Here is a 22,205-nt window from a genome sequence, read left to right as displayed (position 1 = left end):
ATATACGTAGATGTCGCATTTAAACAGACTGTACCTGCCGAACACAGATGAGGCTCAAAGCCATGATTTTCATGGCCTATAGCGACCATCACGGGTCAATAACCGACTATTCACCATGACCATGTGGAAACTGTATATTTCACTACAAAAGTGCTTAACAGCCTGTATTTAATAAGGTTATTTCTATGCGTTGCGACAATCAGTCACAGGGTGACTTGTAGTTAATTTTTCGTCACCCGTCATAATCCCTTGAAGGCCGTAAAGTTCGCCTGCAAAATGCCGCGCCCCGCTGTCATTTCAGCGGGATCGTGCTGATCGGCCGCCCCAGCTGCGCCACTCACGGCGCACTGGCCTTTTTACAAAAAGATCAAAAGCAAAAAGATCATGCAGGAGATTTGACGTGCACATTGGTGTTCCTCTCGAAACCCAGACCGGTGAAACGCGGGTGGCTGCCACCCCGGAAACCATCAAGAAGCTGATCGGCCAGGGCCATAAGGTCACTGTACAAAGCGGCGCAGGCATTAAAGCCAGCATCGTCGACAGTGCCTATGAAACGGCAGGCGCAACCATTGGCAGCGCCAACGATGCGTTTGGCGCCGAACTGATCCTCAAGGTGGTTGCCCCCAGCGACAGCGAACTGGTGCTGATCAAAAGCGGCACCGTATTGGTGGGCATGCTCAATCCGTTCAGCAACGAAACCATCGCCAAGCTCGCAGAACGCGGCATCACGGCCTTCGCTCTCGAAGCGGCGCCACGCACCTCGCGGGCCCAGAGCCTGGATGTGCTGTCTTCACAAGCCAACATTGCCGGCTACAAGGCGGTATTGCTGGCTGCCCACCACTACCCGCGCTTCATGCCGATGTTGATGACCGCCGCAGGCACCGTGAAAGCGGCCCGCGTGCTGATCCTTGGCGCCGGCGTCGCCGGTTTGCAGGCCATCGCCACGGCGAAACGCCTGGGTGCAGTAATCGAAGCCTCTGATGTACGCCCGGCCGTAAAGGAACAGATCGAATCCCTCGGCGCCAAGTTCGTCGATGTGCCTTACGAAACCGATGAGGAACGTGAATGCGCGGTCGGCGTCGGTGGTTACGCACGCCCGATGCCCACCAGTTGGATGCAGCGCCAGGCCCTGGCTGTGCACGAGCGCGCCAAGCAAGCCGATATCGTCATCACCACGGCATTGATCCCCGGTCGCAAAGCACCGATCTTGCTCAGCGCCGAAACCGTCGCACAGATGAAGCCGGGCTCGGTCGTCATTGACCTCGCGGCAGCCCAGGGCGGCAACTGCCCGCTGACGGTCGCAGATCAAGTGGTGGTGGAAAACGGCGTGATCATTTGCGGCCCGACCAACCTGGCCGGCGCCGTGGCCGCCGATGCGTCGGCCTTGTATGCACGCAACCTGCTGGACTTCCTGAAGCTGGTGTTCACCAAGGAAGGGCAGTTTGAAATCAACCTCGAAGACGACATCGTCGCCGCGTGCCTGATGTGCCGCGACGGCCAAGTCATCCGCAAAAACGCCTAAGCAGGGATTCAGACGATGGAAGAGCTTATCTCCCCCGGTATCTACAACCTGATCATCTTTGTGCTGGCGATTTATGTCGGTTACCACGTGGTCTGGAACGTGACACCCGCGCTGCACACGCCGTTGATGGCCGTGACTAACGCCATTTCGGCCATTGTGATCGTCGGCGCCATGCTCGCCGCCGCCCTCACGGTGACGCCGCTGGGCAAAACAATGGGCACCCTGGCCGTGGCGCTGGCAGCGGTCAACGTATTTGGTGGCTTTCTGGTCACGCGGCGCATGCTTGAGATGTTCAAGAAAAAAGCCCCGAAAGTAAAAGAAGAGGCGCCAAAGTAATGAGCATGAACCTCGTCACGACGCTCTACCTGATTGCGTCGATCTGTTTCATCCAAGCCCTCAAAGGCCTCTCGCACCCGACCACTTCGCGGCGCGGCAACCTGTTTGGCATGCTCGGCATGGCGCTGGCGGTAATCACCACCGTCGGCCTCATCTATAAGCTCGGCGCTGAGCTGGCGACTGCCGGTATCGGCTACGTGATCGTCGGCCTGCTGATCGGCGGCACCGCCGGCTCGATCATGGCCAAGCGCGTAGAAATGACCAAGATGCCGGAGCTGGTAGCTTTCATGCACAGCATGATCGGCCTGGCCGCAGTGTTTATCGCCATCGCAGCTGTCGTCGAGCCGCAATCGCTGGGCATCGTCAAACACCTGGGCGACGCGATTCCCGCAGGCAACCGCCTGGAGCTGTTCCTCGGCGCCGCCATCGGCGCAATCACCTTCTCCGGTTCGGTGATCGCCTTCGGCAAGCTGTCGGGCAAGTACAAGTTCCGCCTGTTCCAGGGCGCACCGGTACAGTTCGGCGGCCAGCACAAGCTCAACCTGGTGCTGGGCCTGCTCACGCTGGGGCTGGGCCTGGCGTTCATGTTCACCGGCAACCTGACGGCCTTCGCAGTGATGCTGGCCCTGGCCTTTGTCCTGGGCGTGCTGATCATCATCCCGATCGGCGGCGCCGATATGCCGGTTGTCGTGTCGATGCTCAACAGCTACTCCGGCTGGGCAGCGGCGGGCATCGGCTTCTCGCTGAACAATTCGATGCTGATCATCGCCGGCTCCCTGGTGGGTTCCAGCGGCGCGATCCTTTCGTACATCATGTGCAAGGCGATGAACCGTTCCTTCTTTAATGTACTGCTCGGCGGTTTCGGCAATACGCCGGACGCCGCCGCTGCGACAGGTGCTAAAGAAACACGACCGGTGAAATCCGGCTCGGCCGACGATGCCACGTTCCTGCTGACCAACGCCGACACCGTGATCATCGTGCCGGGCTACGGCCTGGCAGTGGCCCGAGCGCAACACGCGCTCAAGGAACTGACCGAGAAGCTGACTCACCGCGGCGTAACAGTGAAGTATGCGATCCACCCGGTAGCGGGCCGTATGCCTGGGCACATGAACGTACTGCTCGCCGAGGCAGAAGTGCCGTACGACCAAGTGTTCGAGATGGAGGACATCAACTCCGAGTTCGGCCAGGCCGACGTGGTACTGGTGCTGGGCGCCAACGACGTGGTCAACCCGGCCGCCAAGAACGATCCGAACTCACCGATCGCCGGCATGCCGATCCTTGAAGCGTTCAAGGCCAAGACCATCATCGTCAACAAGCGCTCGATGGCCAGCGGCTACGCGGGCCTGGATAACGAGTTGTTCTACCTGGACAAGACCATGATGGTCTTCGGTGATGCCAAGAAGGTCATCGAAGACATGGTCAAGGCCGTCGAATAACACTGCGCCAGCGCAACACTCGAAACCCTGGCCTCACGTAGGCTGGGGTTTTTTCGTTCCCATGCTCTGCGTGGGAATGCAGCCGGGGACATTGCACGCCCCGCTTTGCACACTCATATGAAACCCGACCAAAGGCTCTAAATCGCTACTCGGCATTCGACCATGGTAGCGGGCCGAAACTTTTTGAAATCACTACACTGCCCACCTTGCTTCCGTAGCCTGAGATGACCATTCATGTACCGTGATCGTATCCGCTTGCCTTCGTTGTTGAACAAGGTCATGAGCGCGGCAGACGCCGCAGCACTGATCGAGGACGGCATGACCGTCGGCATGAGCGGCTTCACCCGCGCCGGTGAAGCCAAGGCCGTTCCTCACGCCCTGGCCGAGCGCGCCAAGACTTCCCCGCTGAAAATCACCCTGATGACCGGCGCCAGCCTGGGCAACGACCTGGACAAGCAATTGACCGAAGCCGGCGTACTCTCACGACGCATGCCCTTTCAAGTGGACAGCACGCTGCGCAAGGCGATCAACGCGGGCGAGGTGATGTTTATCGACCAGCACCTGTCGGAAACCGTCGAGCAGTTGCGCAATAACCAGCTCAAGTTGCCGGACATCGCGGTGATCGAAGCCGTTGCAATCACCGAGCTTGGGCATATCGTACCCACCACGTCGGTAGGCAACTCGGCCAGCTTCGCGATTTTTGCCAAGCAAGTGATCGTCGAGATCAACCTGGCGCATAACCCTAACCTGGAAGGGCTGCACGATATTTACATCCCCTCTTATCGGCCAACCCGCACGCCGATTCCGCTGGTTAAAGTCGACGACCGCATTGGCAGCCCGGCGATTCCTATCCCGCCCGAGAAGATCGTCGCCATCGTGATCACCAATCAGGCCGATTCGGCGTCCACCGTAACGCCACCCGACAGTGATACCCAAGGCATCGCCAATCACCTGATCAACTTTCTGAAACAGGAAGTAGACGCCGGCCGCATGACCAACAAGCTCGGCCCGCTGCAGGCCGGTATCGGCAATATCGCTAACGCGGTGATGTGTGGCCTGATTGACTCGCCGTTCGAAGACTTGACCATGTATTCGGAAGTGCTGCAGGACTCGACGTTCGACTTGATCGACGCCGGCAAGCTGAGCTTCGCCTCCGGCAGCTCGATTACCCTGTCAGAGCGGCGCAATGCCGACGTGTTCGGCAATCTTGAGCACTACAAGGACAAATTGGTGCTGCGCCCGCAGGAAATTTCCAACCATCCTGAAGTGGTGCGTCGCCTGGGCATTATTGGTATCAACACCGCGTTGGAGTTCGATATCTACGGCAACGTCAATTCCACCCACGTTTGCGGCACGCGAATGATGAACGGCATTGGCGGCTCCGGCGACTTTGCGCGCAATGCGCACCTGGCGATCTTCGTGACCAAGTCGATTGCCAAAGGCGGCGCGATTTCCAGCGTGGTACCGATGGTGAGCCACGTGGACCACACCGAACATGACGTAGACATCCTGGTGACCGAAGTGGGCCTGGCCGACTTGCGTGGCCTGGCGCCACGGGAGCGGGCCCGAGTGATCATCGACAACTGTGTGCACCCGGCGTATCGCGATGCGCTGAACAGTTACTTCGAGGCCGCCTGCGCGCTTGGCGGGCATACCCCGCACATCCTGCGTGATGCACTGAGCTGGCACATTAACCTGGAAGAAACCGGACACATGCTCAAGGCTTGAGGAGTACACAACCGGGTTGATGCCTAGACAGTTTCATCGACCCGGTCGCTTAAGCGGCGGTTACGTCAAAAACTGTACTGCTGTACCGGTCATTTCCTACCGAAATATCCTACGACCCTCCTCTAAAATGCCCATTTCGCACTGTTTCAGTGCGAGCAGGTACAGTTGCCCTCATTTCGTACCGTACAGCCTCTATAAACAGTTAACTGGCCCCTCACAATACAAGTGAACTGTATCTAGAGAGTCTTGCGCGGGAGGAGGATGATTGGCATCAGTTAAACCACTACCTAATCCCGCCACAAGCGGAAGGATGTCATCATGGAACGTACACTCAGTTCCGAACTGTTCTTCGAAGAAAAAGCTGTTAACACCCAGGCTTCCCTGCCTCTGCGCGTTCTCGCCAACCTGATGTTGTGGCAGCGCCGCATCTCCAGCCGCCACCAACTGGCTCGCCTGGATTCGCGTCTGCTGGCTGATGCAGGTATCAGCGAAGCTCAACGCTACGAAGAGCTGAGCAAGCCGTTCTGGCGCTGATTGGCGCTCGCTGGCCCTGACCTGTCGGGTCCACTGCCAGCACTCTGATTTGTCAAAGCAAAGCCCGCCCCGGGAAACCGGAGGCGGGCTTTGCTGTTTCTGATGCGATGCAATTGATACAGCGACGATCTGCCGAACCAATACAGTTTTTATATTTTAAAATATAACCATAACAGTTAAACGACGACTTCCGAATGGACATGCGGTGGCCTAATATCCAATCACTACGTGGCGAACCTTGTAGAGCGGGCGTCAGATGCCCAATTGCCAACGTCCGTTTCATTGTGGCCGTTCTGTGCCACTTTATTTGCCATCTACAGGAGTTACTCCATGTCCCGTCTTCGCCTGCTGTGCACCGCCGCCCTGTTGGCCGTTGCTGCCAATGCCAACGCGAGCAGCTTTATCGTCACCACCGATTCGATCGTTGGCGCACTGAAAGCCACCTCCGACGCCACCTCTGATGCCACATCCTCACTGCGCGACAACAAAGTGGTGCGAGCCGCCCGTGACGACGCGGCCAGTTTTGTCGCCAGCGAAGGCGCCATCCGAGGTGTGAAACTGGAAAGCGCCCTGGCCCAGATCCGCCAGCAGGCACCGCAGTTGAGCACCGCCACCGACGCTCAATTGGCCCAGGCCATCCTGGCGATCTAAAGCCAGGGGAAGGGCCAGTCGCACTGGCCCTCATCCGGTCATTGCGCTAGCCTTGGCGCTCGTTTTCAGTTGTCGAGTCCCATGGCTTTTTCATACCGCCTATTGATTGTTCCTGTGATGTTCTGCGCCTGCTGGGCACCGCCGGCTTCGGCCTTTGACGTGTCCATCCAGAGCACCGTTGTCAGCGCGTACGCCACCAGCAAGGTGACCTCTGCGCCGTTCGACAACAAGTTGGTACGGGTTGCCAAGGATGATGCTGCTGCTTTCATTGCCACTGACGGCCAATGGCGGGGCGCACGCTTGGAGTCCGCGCTGGATTACCTGCGCCGTACCCAGCCAAAACTTCATGCGAGCGACCTTGAACTGGCGCAGGCAATTCTCGTCCAATAATCATCTTTGTATGTCCATCTTTGTATTGGAGTCACCCCATGCGTAGCCCGTTGATCATCGCCGCCCTCGGCCTGCTGTTTTTGGCCGATGTCGCCCAGGCGCAAACCCTGAAGGCCACCAGTAACATCATCGTCCGTGCTTCGGCGCGCACTATTGATTTCACCTCGGACACCACCACCTCCATCCGCGACTCTAAGATCGTGCGTGAAGCCCACGATGAGGCCGCCAGTTTCGTCGCCACCAACGGCGAGATCCGTGGTGCGCAGCTCGAAGCGGCCTTCGACACTTTGCGCACCCGCGTGCCAGAAGCCCGTGATGCCAGTGACCAGACGCTCGCCGAAGCTATTCTCGCTCTGTGAGGCGAATCAATGCCTGGCTCCTGGCCGGGGCCGTGCTGCTGTGTGCCGGTACAGCCCAGGCCAGCCTGCAGCTGCGGCTCAAGACCGATGGCTTGAGCCCGGCGGAACAGCAGGCCAGCCAGGCGCTGCTCGATGAAGCGATGGGCGCCTTGCCGCCGCGTTTCATCGAGCAGTTGGACCGCCGTATCGACGTCGGCTGGACCGATAAGATGCCTGAAAACGCTTATGGCCAGGCCTCCCTGGTGTCCGAACTGGACCTCAACCAGAACCTGCTTGCCAGCCTGACTGACGGCAGCGCCGCCACGCAGAAAACCAACCGCCCCCACGGCACCGTGCGCAAGGAAATGCTCGCCACCGTGCTGCATGAACTGACCCACATCTATGACCGTGCGCGCCTGTGGTCCAAAGACGAGCGCGCCCTGATCCAGCGCTGCAGCCGCCAGAACAGCATCACCGGTTTGATTGGCCTGCCCGATCAATGCCGTGGCCAGAATGACCGGCGCTTCACGCTCAGTGATGACCCACGCTTGCTGGACCTCGCCGGTTGGCCGCAATACGTCGGCCGTCGCGGCGAACGCGAACAGCACAATAATCAGGTGGTGCGCAGCCCGGATATCTACGAAACCACCAGCCCGCTGGAATTCGTCGCGGTCAACATGGAGTACTTCCTCCTCGACCCCAGCTACGCCTGCCGCCGTCCCGCGCTGGCGCGCTATTACAAGGAACACTTCGGCTGGGCGCCGCCCGGGCAGGACGCCTGCGGCAATACCTACGCGTTTTTGAACGCCGGCAATGACTTCGCCAAAACCCCGCTGGGCCAGATCGACCCGGAGCGCGTGTACGAAATCGACTACCTGCTCGCCGAAGCCAACCAGAATCTGGTAAGCCGCTGGGGCCACAGCATGCTACGCCTGGTGATCTGCGCGCCGGGCCGTCCGCGCGGGCCGGATTGCCGGCTGGACCTGGATCAGCATCTGGTGTTGTCCTACCGCGCCTTCGTCGGTGACGTACAGCTGTCGAGCTGGGACGGCCTGGTGGGCAAATACCCGTCGCGCCTGTTTGTGCTGCCGTTGGCCCAAGTCATCGACGAATACACCAAGACCGAGCTGCGCGGCTTGGCATCCGTGCCGCTGAAGCTCAACCGCCAGGAAATCAACGACACGGTCGAACATGCCGCCGAGATGCACTGGAGCTACGACGGCAACTACTTCTTTATTTCCAACAACTGCGCGGTAGAAAGCCTGAAGCTGTTGCGCAGCGGCAGCGCCAACCCGCAATTGACCGGCCTGGACAACATCACCCCCAACGGTTTGCTGGAAGTCCTCAGCGCCCGTGGGTTGGCCGATACCAGCGTGCTGAACGACAAGCGCGAGGCGTTGCGCCTGGGTTATCACTTCGACTCGTTCCGCGAGCGCTACCAGGCGATGTTCGATGTACTGCGCAAGCGTCTGCCGATCAAGCAGACCCAAGTCGAGGAGTGGCTGTCGCTGAATGCGCAAGAGCGCCGCCAATGGTTCAGCCAGGCCGACTTGCGCACCAGCGCCGCGTTGCTGTTGCTGGAACAAGCCAGCTATCGCAAACAACTGATGCTCGCCCAGGACGAAGTCAAACAACGCTACCTCAATGCCCGGGAGCTGAAAAACGGCGGCATGGAGAAAGCCAATAACACGCTGCAGCAAATTCTCGCCAACAGCGGCTTCCTCAGCCGTCCGGCCGAACTGCTCGACAGTGGCGGCTACGGCCTGCCGCAACCTTCAGAAGCCAAGCGGCTGGAATCGGAAAGTGCCGAGCGCCAGAAGCAATTGCAATCGCTGACCGGCGAACTGGATAAAGAGGTAAGGGCGCTGCTCGAGCCTGCCCGTGCTGCCGAGATTGCCGCTTGCGAAGCCAATCTCAAGCAGATGGGCGAACATCTGCGGGCGTTGCACAAGGCGGCCGGTGGCCTCGAACTGCCCTGAAGATTCAGCGGTACGCAAAACCCAATTGTGGGAGGGGGCTTGCTCCCGATGGCATTGGGTCAGCTGATACATGTGCTGGCTGATCCACCGCAATCGGGAGCAAGCCCCCTCCCACACTTTTTATCTGAATAAGCCTCACGACCGTATATCTCCTGTTTTCTCAGCGAAAGCTGGCTGAAAGCTTACCCGTCTAGGATCACCCCCACTGTCGGCAACAGACCGACTGTTAACAACAACAATGGTGATTCCCGATGTCCGCCCGTACCCGCCTGTTTGCCCCAACTCCCCCCGTACGCCACGTGCCTTTCGTTCTGCGCTGACCCCACCCGGTTCGCCATTCCCTAGCCGCGCTACGCCTGGAGTATTCCTATGCTGACTTTCCTTGGCTTTGCCATGGTCATCACGTTCATGTTCCTGATCATGACCAAGCGCCTGTCTGCGCTGATCGCCTTGATCATCGTGCCTATCCTGTTCGCGCTGTTCGGCGGCTTCGCGCCGAAGATCGGCCCGATGATGCTCGAAGGCATCACCAAGCTCGCGCCGACCGGCGTGATGCTGATGTTCGCCATCCTCTACTTTGCCCTGATGATCGACTCCGGCCTGTTCGACCCGGCCGTGCGCAAGATCCTCAAGATGGTCAAGGGCGACCCGTTGAAAGTCTCGGTCGGCACCGCCGTGCTGGCCCTGGTGGTGTCCCTCGACGGTGACGGCGCCACTACTTACATGATCTGCGTCGCCGCCATGTTGCCGCTGTACCAGCGCATCGGCATGAGCCCGCGGATCATGGCCGGCCTGATCATTCTTGCCGGTGGCGTAATGAACATGACCCCCTGGGGTGGCCCGACGGCCCGCGCCGCCAGTGCGCTGCATGTGGACCCTTCGGACATCTTCGTGCCGATGATCCCGGCCATGGCCGCCGGCGTGGTGGCGATCCTGGTGATTGCCTACATGTACGGCAAGCGCGAGCGCGCCCGCCTGGGTGAACTGCACCTGCAGGGCGACGAGATCAACCACAGCGACATCAGCGTGTCGCAATTCCCCGATGCCCGCCGTCCGAAGCTGATCTGGTTCAACGGCGCGCTGACCCTTGCCCTGATGTGCACGCTGATCGCCGGCCTGTTGCCGCTGCCGGTGCTGTTCATGGTGGCGTTCAGTATCGCGATGATCGTCAACTACCCGTGCCTGCAGCAACAGAAAGACCGCGTCGCGGCCCACGCCGGCAGCGTATTGGCGGTGGTCGGGTTGATCTTCGCCGCCGGCATCTTCACCGGCATCCTGTCGGGCACTGGCATGGTCGACGCCATGTCCAAGAGCCTGCTGGCGGTCATCCCTGAAGCCATGGGCCCGTACCTGGCGGTGATCACGGCGCTGGTGAGCATGCCGTTTACCTTCTTCATGTCCAACGATGCGTTCTACTATGGCGTGCTGCCGGTACTGGCCGAAGCCGCCAGCCACTACGGCATCACCGCCGTGGAAATGGCCCGCGCCTCGATCGTCGGGCAACCGGTGCATCTGCTGAGCCCACTGGTACCCTCGACCTACCTGCTGGTCGCCCTGGCGGGTATCGAGTTTGGCGATCACCAGCGCTTCACCCTCAAGTGGGCAGTACTGGTATGCCTGTGCATAATGTTCGCCGCGTTGCTGATGGGGATTTTTCCGCTGTTCAGCACTCTATAATCGTACCGACTCACCTACCGCGCGGCGCTACAGCTTGCGCGGTCTAACACTTGCTCAAAGGAATACACATGGAATGGCTGACCAATCCGGAAATCTGGATTGCCTTCTTCACCCTGACGGCCCTCGAGATCGTCCTGGGCATCGATAACATCATCATGATTTCGATCCTGGTCAGCCGCATGCCCAAGCACATGCAGGCACGCACCCGGATCTTCGGCCTCGCCCTGGCGATGGTCACGCGCATCCTGTTGCTGCTGTCGATCACCTGGGTCATGCAACTGACCGCCGACCTGTTCGTAGTGTTCGGCGAGGGCATTTCCGGTCGCGACCTGATCCTGTTCTTCGGTGGCCTGTTCCTGTTGTGGAAAAGCTCCCAGGAGATGTACCACGCCCTGGAAGGTGAAGATGAAACCAACGACGAGCCTAAAGGCGCCGGCGGCAAATTCATCTACACCATCATCCAGATTGCGATCATCGACATTGTGTTCTCCCTGGATTCGGTCATCACCGCCGTCGGCATGGTTTCCCATGTGCCGGTAATGATTGCCGCTATCGTGGTTGCCGTACTGGTGATGATGCTGGCCGCTGGCACCATCAGCGAATTCATCGACAAGCACCCGTCGCTGAAGATGCTGGCGCTGTCGTTCCTGCTGGTAGTGGGTACCGTGCTGATCGCTGAATCCTTCGACGTGCACGTGCCAAAAGGCTACGTCTACTTCGCCATGGCGTTCTCGCTGGCAGTGGAAGCCGTGAACATCAAGATGCGCACTGCCATCGCGAAAAAGAAGAAACAGCAGGACCCGGTGAAACTGCGCAAGGACGTTCCGGGTCAATAAACCTGTAGGAGCGAGCTTGCTCGCGAAGAACCCAAGGACAACGCGTTAAACCAGGCAGTACGCGTAATCGTTGACGTTCTTCGCGAGCAAGCTCGCTCCTACATATGACAGTTTTGTTTCAATCCCGAGTTTAGCTATGCGATGCTGGCGCAGAGCCCGTTCGCCAACTACAGCTTAAGTACAAGACGTAGAACGGCACGCGGCAACTTTCCTTCGCTCCTGTTGGAGCGCACCCACACGGGGGGCCGAGCATGCTGACCCTGCTCAATCTGCTTTCCGCCGTGACCCTGCTTATCTGGGGCACGCACATCGTCCGTACCGGCATCCTGCGGGTCTACGGCTCCAACCTGCGCCAAGTCATCGGGCAGAACATGTCCAAGCGCTGGCTGGCGTTTGTCGCCGGTATCCTGGTGACGGCCATGGTGCAGAGCAGCAATGCCACGGCGATGCTGGTGACGTCCTTTGTCGGCCAAGGCTTGATGAGCCTGACGCCCGCCTTGGCCACCATGCTCGGCGCCGACGTCGGTACCGCGTTGATGGCGCGGGTACTCACCCTGGATCTGTCCTGGTTGTCGCCGCTGCTGATCTTTCTCGGGGTGATTTTTTTCCTGTCGCGCAAACAGACGCGGGCCGGGCAACTCGGCCGGGTCGGGATCGGCCTCGGGCTGATCATTCTCGCCTTGCAACTGATCGTCGAAGCCGCCGGGCCGATTACCCATGCCCAAGGTGTCAAAGTCATCTTCGCTTCGCTGACCGGTGACATCCTGCTCGATGCCTTGGTCGGTGCGCTGTTCGCGATGATTTCCTACTCCAGCCTCGCCGCCGTGCTGCTGACGGCTACCCTGGCCGGTGCCGGCGTGATCGGTTTGCACGTGGCCATCGGCCTGGTGATCGGCGCCAACATCGGCAGCGGCATCCTGGCCTTTCTCAGCACCAGCATGCAGAACACCGCCGGGCGGCAAGTCGCCCTGGGCAGCCTGTTGTACAAGTTGATCGGCCTGTTGTTGATCATTCCGGTACTCGACCCACTCGTACGCTGGATGGACGGCCTGGACTACAGCACTCAGGCCATGGTCATCACGTTCCACCTGCTCTATAACGTCAGCCGCTGCCTGATTCTGTTGCCCACCATCGGCCCGATGGCACGGCTGTGCGAATGGCTGCTGCCGGAGCGTCCCGAGACCGATGGCAAAGCCAAGCCGCGCCATCTGGACCTGGCCTCACTGAATACGCCGAGCCTGGCGCTGGCCAACGCCGCCCGCGAAACCCTGCGGCTCGGCGACCTGATCGACAACATGCTCACCTCGATGCAGGAAGTGCTGCGCGGCAACCAAACCGCCATCACCCAGGAAATGCGCCGTCTCAGCGATGACGTCGAGGCGCTTTACAGCGCGATCAAACTTTACCTGGCGCAAATGCCCCGTGAAGACCTGAGTGAACAGGACAACCGACGCTGGGCAGAAATCATTGAGTTGTCCATCAACCTGAAGCTGGCGGGCGACTTGATCGAGCGCATGCTGCGCAAAGTCCAGCAGCAGAAGACTTCGCAACGTCGGCAATTTTCCGAGGTCGGCCTGGAAGAACTCAGCGGCCTGCACAGCCAGTTGATCGCCAACCTGCGCCTGGGCCTGTCGGTCTTCCTCAGCGGCGATCCGGAAAGCGCCCGTCAATTACTGCGTGAGAAACGCCGCTTTCGCGCCCAGGAACGTCGCCTGGCCCACGCCCACGTCAGCCGCCTGCAGCGTAAAATCGTGCAGAGCCTGGAAACCAGTTCCCTGCACCTGGAGCTGATTGCCGACATGAAGCGCTTGAACTCGTTGTTCTGTAGCAGCGCCTATGTCGTGTTGGAAACGTCCGACACCGGCGCACTCTCTGCTGAAGATATTGCCGACATCACCCATTCGCCCTGAACGTACGCCAGCGAGCGAAGTCAGTTAACAATGGACCTCGTTCGCCAGGAAGCTTGTTATGCGTCGCCTGTTACTCGCCTGCCTGCTGCTGGGCTCGGCACACACCTTTGCCTTTGACCGCCTGCAAGTCGAGGGCTACACCTTGCCCAACGGCCTGCAACTGCTGCTCAAACCGGGCACCGAACGCGGGCATGTGGCCATCCGCCTGGTGGTTGGCGTAGGCCTGGACGATTTCAGTTGCGACCAGAAAGAACTGCCACATCTGTTCGAACACCTGTTGTTCAGCGGCATCGATGGCGGTGGCGAAGGCAACCTCGAAGACCGCATGCAAGCCCTGGGCGGCGAATGGAACGCCTACACCAGCAACGCCGACACCACGTTCGTCATCGAGGCGCCCGCGCAGAATCAGCGCAAGGTGCTGGACCTGCTGCTGGCAATCATCACCCGCACTCAACTGACCGACGCCCATATCAACGCTGCCAAGCAGGTAGTCGAGCGCGAGGACGGCGGTCATTACTCACACTTGCAACGCTTGCTCGACCGCCAGGACCTCGGCCACAACGCCAGCAACCAGTTAGCCGTCGAGCTGGGCCTCAAGTGCGCCGAACGCGCCGAGGTCAGCCACCTCACGCGCGATCAGTTGGAGGCGCTGCGCAAAAATTGGTACGCGCCGAACAATATGACCCTGATCGTCGTCGGCGATCTGGACAAACTGCTGCCGGCCTACCTGGAACGCACCTTTGGTCAACTCGATCCGGTAGAGCCGAGCGAACACCGGCCGTTGCCGCAAATCCAGCACGCCGCTGCCGGCCAGCGTGACCTGATCCACGGCTGGGTCGGCGACAACGCCAAGCTGCACTGGCTGTTCCCGGAACCGGTGCTGGACGACCAGCATGATGAAACCTACGACCTGCTCAAGGACTACCTCGACTGGGCGTTGTACCGCCAGCTGCGGCTCAGGCACGGCTTGTCCTACGGCCCGTGGACCGAACGCGAAGTGCTCGGCGGCGTCGGTTTCCTCAGCCTGAACGCCGACCTCGAACGGGACAACCTCGAGCAAGCCGAACAGGTATTGCAAGACCTCAAGGCGCAGCTGCTCAAGGACGGTCTCGACCCGGCGGTGTTCGCTCGCCTGCAGCAAGCCGCCATCGCCCGCCAGGCCTGGGCAGTGCAGGGCAACAGCGCGTTGGCCGACTATTATTGGAGCGCGGCCGGCGAATATGCCGATGGCCGCTTCGGCGACCCGGCCAAACGCATCAAGGCCGTGACCCTGGCGCAGACCAATCAGGCCATGCGCCAGGTGTTGGAGCAGCCGGGCTACTGGCGCGTCGAAAAGCCGCTGTTGAGCTATAACGCCCTGAGCTGGATCAGCGCGGGTGTGCTGGGAGTGATCATCCTGGCTGGGGCGGCGCTACGGTTTTATCGCAAACGGATCACGTAATGAGGCACCGAACAACGGACTAAGACGTTATTCTGTCTCGGATTTTTCCCACACACATTGTGAATCGTCCATGCCGAACTTACCGCCCCTTATCCAGCGCGTTATAGAACTGATCAAACGCTACCCTGGGGTGATCGCACTCGGCGGTTTCATATCGGGTGTGGGCAGCTTCATCCTGGTGGACCGCCAGCAAGGCATGGCCAGCTGGATCGCCGTGATCATGCTGGTGAGCTGGTTGTGGCTGATGCTGGAAAACAGCTTCACGCAACTGTTCACCAAGCTGTTCAACCGAGAAATACCCGAACCGCTGCTGCGCTATGCCACCCAGATGATCCACCAGGAAAGTCTGTTTTTCGTGCTGCCGTTCTTTTTCGTCACCACGGCCTGGAACAGCGGCCAGTCGGTGTTCACCGGCCTGCTCGGCGCGGCGGCGCTGGTGTCGATCATCGACCCGCTGTACTACAAGTGGCTGGCGCCCAAGCGTTCGCTGTTCCTCGCCTTGCATACGCTGACGTTATTCGCCGCACTGCTGACCGCACTGCCGATCATCCTGCACCTGACCACCGCCGAGAGTTACAAGCTGGCCTTGGGCGTCGCCATGGCCCTGTCGATTCCGAGCCTGGCCGTCAGCCTGCCGCTGCGCAGCATCAAGGGCTGGGCGATGCTGCTGGGGGTCACGGCCGCGATCGGCTGCGCCGGCTGGCTGCTGCGAAGCTGGGTGCCACCTGCCACCCTGTGGATGACCGAAGTGGCCATCAGCACCCAGCTCCAGGACCGCACACCGGGCGACGACCTCAAGCAGGTCAGCGCCGCCCAACTGCGCAGCGGCGGGCTGTACGCCTACACCGCCATCAACGCCCCGCGCGGCCTGGATGAGCGGATCTACCATGTGTGGAAATTCAACGGCAAGGAAGTCGACCGCATTGCCCTGGATATCCATGGCGGCCGCAAGGAGGGCTACCGCGCCTGGACCCACAAGCAGAACTTCCCGCCGGATTCGGTAGGCCGCTGGCAGGTGCGGGTGCTGACCGAAGACGGCCAAGTCATTGGCGTGCTGCGCTTCAACGTCACCGACTCAGCACAAACGGACAACCCAGAGTAGGCCCGATCATGCTATTACGTAGGAATTGTGGATAGCCAAACAAGCTCGGAGCTTATGACCACTCGCACGACAGCCGGCGCGGCCCAACTCGATACGTCCAGCACACCGCCGCTGCTGCGGATTACCGGTGACTGGACGCTTGCCCACTATGCAAACCTGAAGAAGTTGTCGGCCACACTCGACGGCCGATACGACGCTGGCGCGCGCATCGACCTTAACGGCCTCGGCGCCCTGGATACCGCCGGTGCTTCGCTGCTGGTGGAGCTGCTGGGCCCCGACCGCATCGAACACTCCGCCGAGCAGACTGATTGCAGCCTGTCCGCCGCCGACCGCGCACTGCTCAAGACCGTCTACCGCTCGCTGAATGATTTTTGCGTCCCGCTCAAAGAGCCGGAAGAGAGCACTGGCATCCAAGTGCTGGCGCGCATCGGCCGCGCCGTGGACACCGTGTGGCAAGACGGGATGAAGCTGTTGGGCTTCATCGGCCTGATCCTCGAAACCTTCGTGCGCGGCATCTTGCGGCCCAAGCGCTGGCGCCTGACGCCGATGGTGGCGCATATCGAACAGACCGGTCTCGACGCCGCGCCGATCGTCGCGCTGCTGACCTTCTTGGTCGGCGCCGTCGTGGCCTTCCTCGGCGCCACCGTGCTCAAGAGCTTTGGCGCGACGGTATTCACCGTGGACCTGGTGGCGTTCTCTTTCCTACGCGAATTCGGTGTATTGCTCACCGCCATCCTGATCGCCGGCCGCACGGCCAGTGCCTTTACCGCACAAATCGGCTCGATGAAGGCCAACGAAGAAATCGACGCGATCCGCACCCTGGGCCTGGACCCCATGGAGCTGCTGGTGCTGCCACGGGTGTTGGCGCTGCTGGTGGCGCTGCCGATGCTGACGTTCCTGGCGATGCTTTCAGGGATCATCGGCGGCGGCGTGGTGTGTGCGGTGGCCCTGGATATTTCGCCAGCGATGTTTCTGTCGCTGCTGCAATCGGACATCGGCGTGCAGCATTTCCTGGTCGGCATGGTGAAAGCGCCGATTTTCGCGTTCCTGATCGCCGCAATTGGTTGCCTGGAAGGGTTCAAGGTCAGCGGCAGTGCCGAGTCAGTCGGCGCGCATACCACCTCCAGCGTGGTGCAATCGATTTTCGTGGTGATCGTGCTGGACGCGGTCGCTGCCATGTTTTTCATGGAGATGGGCTGGTGAGTCGTCTACATCGAGCGCCCACTGAGGCGGTGATTGAGGTACGCGGCCTGTGCAATCGCTTTGGCAGCCAGAGCGTGCATGAAAACCTCGACCTGGATTTGTACAAGGGTGAAATCCTGGCGGTGGTCGGCGGCTCTGGCAGCGGCAAGTCAGTGTTGCTGCGCAGCATCGTCGGCCTGCGCCGGCCCAGCGAGGGGCAAGTGCGGGTGTTCGGCAAGAACCTGCCGAGCTTGCCCGAGCATGAACGCTCATTGGTGGAACGGCGCTTCGGCGTGCTGTTCCAGAAGGGCGCGTTGTTTTCCTCGCTGACCGTCACCGAGAACGTCGCCCTGCCGTTGATCGAGCACGCCGGGCTCAGCCGTGCGGATGCCGAGCATTTGGCGGCGGTCAAGCTGGCCCTGGCCGGGCTGCCGTTGTCGGCGGCCGACAAATACCCGGCGTCGCTGTCCGGCGGCATGATCAAGCGCGCCGCCCTGGCGCGCGCGCTGGCCCTGGATCCGGACATCCTGTTTCTCGACGAACCCACCGCCGGCCTCGATCCGATTGGCGCGGCGCAATTCGACCAACTGATCCTGACCCTGCGCGATGCGCTGGGCTTGAGTGTGTTCCTGGTGACCCACGACCTCGACACGCTGTACACCATCACCGACCGCGTGGCGGTGCTGGCGCAGAAGAAAGTGCTGGTGGCCGATGCCATCGATGTTGTCTCGGAAACCGACGACGCCTGGATTCACGAATATTTCCACGGCCCCCGAGGCCGCGCGGCATTGGATGCCGCTCAATCGCTCAACGAGGTATGACATGGAAACCCGAGCCCATCATGTGATGATCGGATTGTTCAGCGTAATTGTGGTGGTCGGCGCGATGCTGTTCGGCCTGTGGCTGGCCAAATCCAGCGTCGACAGTGCCTTTCGCGATTACGAGGTGGTGTTCAACGAAGCGGTCAGCGGCCTGTCCCAAGGCAGTTCGGTGCAGTACAGCGGGATCAAGGTGGGCGATGTCACCAGCCTGCGCCTGGACCCCAAGGACCCACGCCGCGTGCTGGCGCGCATCCGCCTGGCCGGGCAAACGCCGATCAAGGAAGACACCCAGGCCAAGCTGGCCCTGACCGGCATCACCGGCACCTCGATCATCCAGCTCAGCGGCGGCACCCCGCAAAGCCCGGAACTCAAGGGCAAGGATGGCAACCTGCCGGAAATCATCGCGTCGCCATCGCCCATCGCACGCCTGCTCAATAACAGTAACGACCTGATGACCAGCATCAACCTGCTGCTGCATAACGCCAACCAGCTGTTCTCCCGGGAAAACGTCGAACGTTTGAGCACTACTCTGGATAACCTGCAGCAAACCACCGGCGCCATAGCCGACCAGCGCGGCGACATCAAAGTGGTGATGCAGCAATTGCTGCAAGTGAGCAAACAGGCCGGCGGTGCGTTGGAGCAGACCACCGTATTGATGCGCAACGCCAACGGCTTGCTCAATGACCAAGGCAAGCAAGCCTTTGGCAGCGCGGAGCAGGCGATGAAGTCTCTTGAGCAAAGCACTGCCACCCTCAACACGTTGCTGGCCAACAACAAGGACTCGGTGAACAGCGGCCTGCAGGGCCTCAATGAGCTGGCACCGGCCGTGCGCGAACTGCGCGAAACCCTTGGTTCGCTGCGCGCCATCTCGCGCCGCCTCGAAGCCAACCCCAGCGGTTACCTGCTGGGCAGTGACAAGAACAAGGAGTTCACGCCATGAAGCCTGCTTACCGAATGATCACCCTGGCAGCCTTCGCGCTGATGAGCGCGTGCTCGATCCTGCCCAAGCCGGACCCGTCCGACGTGTACCGCCTGGCTTCGGCCCAGCCCGTCAGCCAAGGCGCGCCAGTAAGCTGGTCATTGCGCGTGACCAAGCCACAAACCAGCGAATTTCTCGACAGCCCGCGCATTGCGGTGGTGCCCAATGGCGATTTGATCAGCAGCTATGCCAACTCACGCTGGAGCGATCCGGCGCCGGTGCTGTTGCGTAATCGCCTGCTGGATGGCTTCCAGCGTGACGGCCGGGTGACGCTGTTGAGTACCGACGAGACCAACCTGCAGGCGGACTATGAGCTGGGCGGGCAGTTACAGGCGTTTCAGAGTGAATATCGCGGCAAGGCCGTGGAGGTGGTGATTCGCCTGGATGCTCGACTGGTGCGCGGCAGTGATCAGCGCATCATTGCCAGTCGCCGGTTTGAAGTGCGCCAGCCAGTGAGCGATACCCAGGTGCCGGCGGTGGTGGCTGGGTTTGGGCAGGCGGGGGATAGTTTGAATAGGCAGGTGGTGGATTGGGTGGTCGCACAAGGCAATGCTGTTTCTAAACACTGACGGCCTCATCGGGGGCAAGCCCCCTCCCACATGTTGATCTGTGAATACTTTCAAATGTGGGAGGGGGCTTGCCCCCGATAGCGGTCTCGAGGGTCAACCAAAGAACCAGTAGCACACCGCAATAGCCGCAACGACCCCGGCGAATTCTGCCAGCAACGCACAGCCAACGGCATGCCGCGCGCGCTGGATACCCACCGACCCGAAGTACACCGCCAACACATAAAACGTGGTCTCAGTACTGCCCTGGATCGTCGCGGCCACCAACGCCGGGAAGCTGTCTACACCCTGGGTCTGCATGGTCTCGATCAGCATCGCCCGCGCCGCGCTGCCGGAGAACGGCTTGACCATCGCGGTCGGCAGCGCGTCGACAAAGCGGGTGTCCATGCCGGTCCAGGCCACCAGGTGGCGAATCCCTTCCAGGCCGAAGTCCAGCGCGCCGGACGCACGTAACACACCCACCGCACAGAGCATCGCCACCAGATAGGGCAACAGGTTCTTGGCGACATCGAAGCCTTCCTTGGCGCCTTCGACGAAGGCCTCATACACCTTGACCTTGCGTAACGCGCCGATCACCAGGAACAGCATGATCAAGCCAAACAGCGTGAGGTTGCCAAGGATCGACGACAAGCCGGCCAGTGCGGTAGCGGACAAGGTCGCCAGCAGCGCCATGAAGCCACCCAAGACCAACGCGCCGGGAATCAGATAGGCCAGCACGACCGGGTCCCACAAGCGCAGGCGCTGCATCACCGCTACCGACAGCAGGCCGACCAGGGTCGACGCGCTGGTGGCCAGCAGGATTGGCAGGAACACCAGCGTCGGGTCGGCAGCGCCTTGCTGGGCGCGGTACATGAAGATGGTCACCGGCAACAGGGTCAGCGAGGACGCATTGAGCACCAGAAACAGGATCTGTGCATTGCTTGCCGTGTTGGGGATAGGGTTGAGTTCCTGCAGCGCCTTCATGGCTTTCAGGCCGATGGGTGTGGCGGCGTTGTCCAGGCCCAGGCCGTTGGCGGCGAAGTTGAGGGTGATCAGGCCGATGGCCGGGTGGCCGGCGGGCACTTCCGGCATCAGGCGGCGAAACAGCGGGCCCAGGGCCTTGGCCAGCCAATCGACGATCCCGGCTTTTTCGGCGATACGCAGAAAGCCCAGCCACAGCGTCAGGGTGCCGAACAGCAGCACCATGACCTCTACCGACAATTTGGCCATGGCGAAAATACTTTCCACCATCGCCGCGAAAATCCCGGCGTTACCGCCCACCAGCCATTGCGCAAGTGCTGACACCATTGCCACGACAAAGAAGCCAAGCCACAGGCCATTGAGCATCAGTTAAATCCCCCGAAAGTTGGGGCGAATGATAGCGGGGCTGGCAGAAACGACAAACCCCGGAATTATCCGGGGTTTGTGTCAGCGCATTCGCGCGATCAGCCGCGCGTGATCTCGCCGGCCGGCAGGGCCTCTTTGCTGCGCCAGTGCGGCAGCGAATTCCAGTAGCGCTCGCCCTTGGCATCGTCGTACATGCCTTCCCAGCGCGAGATAACCAGCACGGCCAAAGCGTTGCCGATCACGTTCAGCGCGGTACGCGCCATGTCCATCACACGGTCGACACCCGCGATAAACGCCAGGCCTTCCAATGGGATGCCCACACTGCCCAAGGTCGCCAGCAACACAACGAAGGACACGCCCGGCACACCGGCAATACCTTTGGAGGTGACCATCAGGGTCAGGACCAACATCAGTTGCTGGCCGATCGACAGGTCGATGCCGTACAGCTGCGCGATGAAGATCGCGGCAATGCTCTGATACAAGGTCGAACCGTCGAGGTTGAACGAGTAACCCGTCGGCACCACGAAGCTGCAGATCGCCTTCGGCGCGCCGTAGGCTTCCATCTTCTCGATCACGCGCGGCAGCACGGTTTCAGAGCTGGCGGTGGAGTAGGCCAGCACCAGCTCATCCTTGAAGATGCGCATCAGCTTGAGGATCGAAAAACCAAACAGGCGGGCGATCATGCCCAGCACCGCAAACGCGAAGAACAGAATCGCGACGTACACCAGAATGACCAGCTTGGCCAACGGCAGCAGCGAGGCGAAGCCGAAGTTGGCGACCGTTACCGCGATCAGGGCAAATACACCGATAGGGGCGTACTTCATGATCATGTGAGTGACTTTGAACATGCTCTCGGACACGCCTTGGAACATGGTCACCAAGGGCTCGCGCAGTTCCGGCTTGAGGCTCGACAAGCCCAGGCCGAACAGCACGGAGAAGAAAATGATCGGCAGCATCTCGCCGCGCGCAACGGCAGCGAAGATGTTCGACGGGATCAGGTTGAGAATGGTCTCGATGAACGCATGCTCATGCTGCACCTCGGCGGCGGTCGCCTGGTACTTGGAGATGTCGACGGTACCCAGGGTACTCATGTCGATGCCCGCGCCCGGATGGAACAGGTTGGCGAGCAACAGGCCGACCACAATGGCGATGGTGGTGACGACTTCAAAGTAGAGGATGGTTTTGACGCCGATGCGACCGAGCTTTTTCGCGTCACCAACGCCAGCAATGCCCACGATCAGCGAGGAAATCACGATTGGGATGACAATCATCTTGATCAGGCGGATAAAGATATCGCCCGCCGGCTGCAGCACGTTGCTGATCCACCAGGCCTTTTCAGCACTGAAATGGTTGAGCACTGCGCCGATCGCGATCCCCAGTACCAAACCGATGAGGATCTGCCAGGCGAGGCTTAGCTTTGCCTTCTTCATGTCATTACCCTTACTTCAAGT

At 60.6% G+C, this 22,205-nt stretch carries 20 protein-coding genes; 18 read left to right on the top strand and 2 right to left on the bottom strand.

Annotated elements, in window-relative coordinates; genetic code table 11:
- The first annotated feature begins 400 nt into the window (after positions 1-400).
- From C4J90_RS00555 to C4J90_RS00470, 18 genes are all read left to right on the top strand, one after another.
- Positions 401-1,522, top strand: coding sequence for a Re/Si-specific NAD(P)(+) transhydrogenase subunit alpha (locus C4J90_RS00555; RefSeq protein ID WP_124413459.1), 1,122 nt, complete (start codon positions 401-403; stop codon positions 1,520-1,522).
- A gap of 15 nt (positions 1,523-1,537) precedes the next feature.
- Positions 1,538-1,858: an NAD(P) transhydrogenase subunit alpha gene (locus C4J90_RS00550; RefSeq protein ID WP_003187417.1), complete on the top strand. Its 321-nt coding sequence runs from the start codon at positions 1,538-1,540 to the stop codon at positions 1,856-1,858.
- The gene (locus C4J90_RS00545) at positions 1,858-3,294 is read left to right on the top strand and encodes an NAD(P)(+) transhydrogenase (Re/Si-specific) subunit beta (RefSeq protein WP_124418958.1); all 1,437 of its coding nucleotides are present in this window, start codon (positions 1,858-1,860) and stop codon (positions 3,292-3,294) included. The genes C4J90_RS00550 and C4J90_RS00545 overlap by 1 nt, the downstream gene beginning before the upstream one ends.
- 234 nt (positions 3,295-3,528) lie before the next feature.
- On the top strand, positions 3,529-5,022 hold the full coding sequence (locus C4J90_RS00540; protein ID WP_124360668.1) for an acetyl-CoA hydrolase/transferase family protein: 1,494 nt from the start codon (positions 3,529-3,531) through the stop codon (positions 5,020-5,022).
- A 318-nt stretch (positions 5,023-5,340) separates the two neighbouring features.
- On the top strand, positions 5,341-5,556 hold the full coding sequence (locus C4J90_RS00535) for a DUF1127 domain-containing protein (protein WP_003187413.1): 216 nt from the start codon (positions 5,341-5,343) through the stop codon (positions 5,554-5,556).
- A gap of 330 nt (positions 5,557-5,886) precedes the next feature.
- A complete protein-coding gene (locus tag C4J90_RS00530; RefSeq protein WP_124360667.1) occupies positions 5,887-6,207 on the top strand; it encodes a DUF2388 domain-containing protein in 321 nt (106 codons plus the stop codon).
- An 81-nt stretch (positions 6,208-6,288) separates the two neighbouring features.
- Positions 6,289-6,597: a DUF2388 domain-containing protein gene (locus C4J90_RS00525; protein ID WP_124360666.1), complete on the top strand. Its 309-nt coding sequence runs from the start codon at positions 6,289-6,291 to the stop codon at positions 6,595-6,597.
- 38 nt (positions 6,598-6,635) lie between these two features.
- Positions 6,636-6,956: a DUF2388 domain-containing protein gene (locus tag C4J90_RS00520; protein ID WP_124418957.1), complete on the top strand. Its 321-nt coding sequence runs from the start codon at positions 6,636-6,638 to the stop codon at positions 6,954-6,956.
- On the top strand, positions 6,953-8,914 hold the full coding sequence (locus C4J90_RS00515; RefSeq protein ID WP_124418956.1) for a DUF4105 domain-containing protein: 1,962 nt from the start codon (positions 6,953-6,955) through the stop codon (positions 8,912-8,914). Before C4J90_RS00520 ends, C4J90_RS00515 begins: the two co-directional genes overlap by 4 nt.
- A gap of 369 nt (positions 8,915-9,283) precedes the next feature.
- Positions 9,284-10,591 (top strand): CitMHS family transporter, encoded by a 1,308-nt coding sequence (locus C4J90_RS00510; RefSeq protein WP_124418955.1) that lies wholly within the window; start codon positions 9,284-9,286, stop codon positions 10,589-10,591.
- A 68-nt stretch (positions 10,592-10,659) separates the two neighbouring features.
- Complete coding sequence (locus tag C4J90_RS00505) at positions 10,660-11,427, top strand: TerC family protein (protein ID WP_124360663.1); 768 nt, start codon at positions 10,660-10,662, stop codon at positions 11,425-11,427.
- Between the two features lie 251 nt (positions 11,428-11,678).
- Positions 11,679-13,337 carry a Na/Pi cotransporter family protein gene (locus C4J90_RS00500; protein WP_124360662.1) on the top strand — a complete coding sequence of 553 codons (1,659 nt, stop codon included), beginning with the start codon at positions 11,679-11,681 and terminating at the stop codon, positions 13,335-13,337.
- 58 nt (positions 13,338-13,395) lie between these two features.
- Entirely contained in the window at positions 13,396-14,778 is a 1,383-nt protein-coding gene (locus tag C4J90_RS00495; RefSeq protein WP_124418954.1) for a pitrilysin family protein, read from the top strand.
- 70 nt (positions 14,779-14,848) lie between these two features.
- On the top strand, positions 14,849-15,880 hold the full coding sequence (locus C4J90_RS00490; RefSeq protein ID WP_124365304.1) for a DUF5924 family protein: 1,032 nt from the start codon (positions 14,849-14,851) through the stop codon (positions 15,878-15,880).
- Between the two features lie 54 nt (positions 15,881-15,934).
- Complete coding sequence (locus C4J90_RS00485) at positions 15,935-17,083, top strand: ABC transporter permease (protein WP_124360659.1); 1,149 nt, start codon at positions 15,935-15,937, stop codon at positions 17,081-17,083.
- The gene (locus C4J90_RS00480) at positions 17,080-17,883 is read left to right on the top strand and encodes an ABC transporter ATP-binding protein (protein ID WP_124365302.1); all 804 of its coding nucleotides are present in this window, start codon (positions 17,080-17,082) and stop codon (positions 17,881-17,883) included. The genes C4J90_RS00485 and C4J90_RS00480 overlap by 4 nt, the downstream gene beginning before the upstream one ends.
- A gap of 1 nt (position 17,884) precedes the next feature.
- Positions 17,885-18,823, top strand: coding sequence for an MlaD family protein (locus C4J90_RS00475; RefSeq protein ID WP_124369096.1), 939 nt, complete (start codon positions 17,885-17,887; stop codon positions 18,821-18,823).
- Positions 18,820-19,431 (top strand): ABC-type transport auxiliary lipoprotein family protein, encoded by a 612-nt coding sequence (locus C4J90_RS00470; RefSeq protein ID WP_124418953.1) that lies wholly within the window; start codon positions 18,820-18,822, stop codon positions 19,429-19,431. Before C4J90_RS00475 ends, C4J90_RS00470 begins: the two co-directional genes overlap by 4 nt.
- A 93-nt stretch (positions 19,432-19,524) precedes the next feature.
- On the opposite strand, the gene C4J90_RS00465 is transcribed toward C4J90_RS00470, so the two are convergent.
- Positions 19,525-20,754, bottom strand: a complete 1,230-nt coding sequence (locus tag C4J90_RS00465) for a nucleoside recognition domain-containing protein (protein WP_048721443.1) — start codon at positions 20,752-20,754, stop codon at positions 19,525-19,527.
- 98 nt (positions 20,755-20,852) lie between these two features.
- Positions 20,853-22,184, bottom strand: coding sequence for a glutamate/aspartate:proton symporter GltP (gltP, locus tag C4J90_RS00460; RefSeq protein WP_124360655.1), 1,332 nt, complete (start codon positions 22,182-22,184; stop codon positions 20,853-20,855).
- Positions 22,185-22,205: the final 21 nt, after the last annotated feature.

Source organism: Pseudomonas sp. R2-60-08W (assembly GCF_003852335.1).
In the GTDB taxonomy this organism is placed as follows: domain Bacteria; phylum Pseudomonadota; class Gammaproteobacteria; order Pseudomonadales; family Pseudomonadaceae; genus Aquipseudomonas.
Note: the sequence above shows the minus strand (reverse complement) of the source record. Positions and strands in the feature narration are given on the sequence as shown.

Bases quoted from the DNA above. Each gene is read 5' to 3' on its own strand.
- C4J90_RS00545 (WP_124418958.1), top strand. From the start codon at position 1,858: ATGAGCATGAACCTCGTCACGACGCTCTACCTGATTGCGTCGATCTGT.
- C4J90_RS00470 (WP_124418953.1), top strand. From the start codon at position 18,820: ATGAAGCCTGCTTACCGAATGATCACCCTGGCAGCCTTCGCGCTGATG.
- C4J90_RS00465 (WP_048721443.1), bottom strand. From the start codon at position 20,754: ATGCTCAATGGCCTGTGGCTTGGCTTCTTTGTCGTGGCAATGGTGTCA.
- C4J90_RS00495 (WP_124418954.1), top strand. From the start codon at position 13,396: ATGCGTCGCCTGTTACTCGCCTGCCTGCTGCTGGGCTCGGCACACACC.
- C4J90_RS00530 (WP_124360667.1), top strand. From the start codon at position 5,887: ATGTCCCGTCTTCGCCTGCTGTGCACCGCCGCCCTGTTGGCCGTTGCT.
- C4J90_RS00505 (WP_124360663.1), top strand. From the start codon at position 10,660: ATGGAATGGCTGACCAATCCGGAAATCTGGATTGCCTTCTTCACCCTG.
- C4J90_RS00535 (WP_003187413.1), top strand. From the start codon at position 5,341: ATGGAACGTACACTCAGTTCCGAACTGTTCTTCGAAGAAAAAGCTGTT.
- C4J90_RS00475 (WP_124369096.1), top strand. From the start codon at position 17,885: ATGGAAACCCGAGCCCATCATGTGATGATCGGATTGTTCAGCGTAATT.
- C4J90_RS00485 (WP_124360659.1), top strand. From the start codon at position 15,935: ATGACCACTCGCACGACAGCCGGCGCGGCCCAACTCGATACGTCCAGC.
- C4J90_RS00550 (WP_003187417.1), top strand. From the start codon at position 1,538: ATGGAAGAGCTTATCTCCCCCGGTATCTACAACCTGATCATCTTTGTG.
- C4J90_RS00510 (WP_124418955.1), top strand. From the start codon at position 9,284: ATGCTGACTTTCCTTGGCTTTGCCATGGTCATCACGTTCATGTTCCTG.
- C4J90_RS00490 (WP_124365304.1), top strand. From the start codon at position 14,849: ATGCCGAACTTACCGCCCCTTATCCAGCGCGTTATAGAACTGATCAAA.
- C4J90_RS00540 (WP_124360668.1), top strand. From the start codon at position 3,529: ATGTACCGTGATCGTATCCGCTTGCCTTCGTTGTTGAACAAGGTCATG.
- gltP (WP_124360655.1), bottom strand. From the start codon at position 22,184: ATGAAGAAGGCAAAGCTAAGCCTCGCCTGGCAGATCCTCATCGGTTTG.
- C4J90_RS00520 (WP_124418957.1), top strand. From the start codon at position 6,636: ATGCGTAGCCCGTTGATCATCGCCGCCCTCGGCCTGCTGTTTTTGGCC.
- C4J90_RS00500 (WP_124360662.1), top strand. From the start codon at position 11,679: ATGCTGACCCTGCTCAATCTGCTTTCCGCCGTGACCCTGCTTATCTGG.
- C4J90_RS00525 (WP_124360666.1), top strand. From the start codon at position 6,289: ATGGCTTTTTCATACCGCCTATTGATTGTTCCTGTGATGTTCTGCGCC.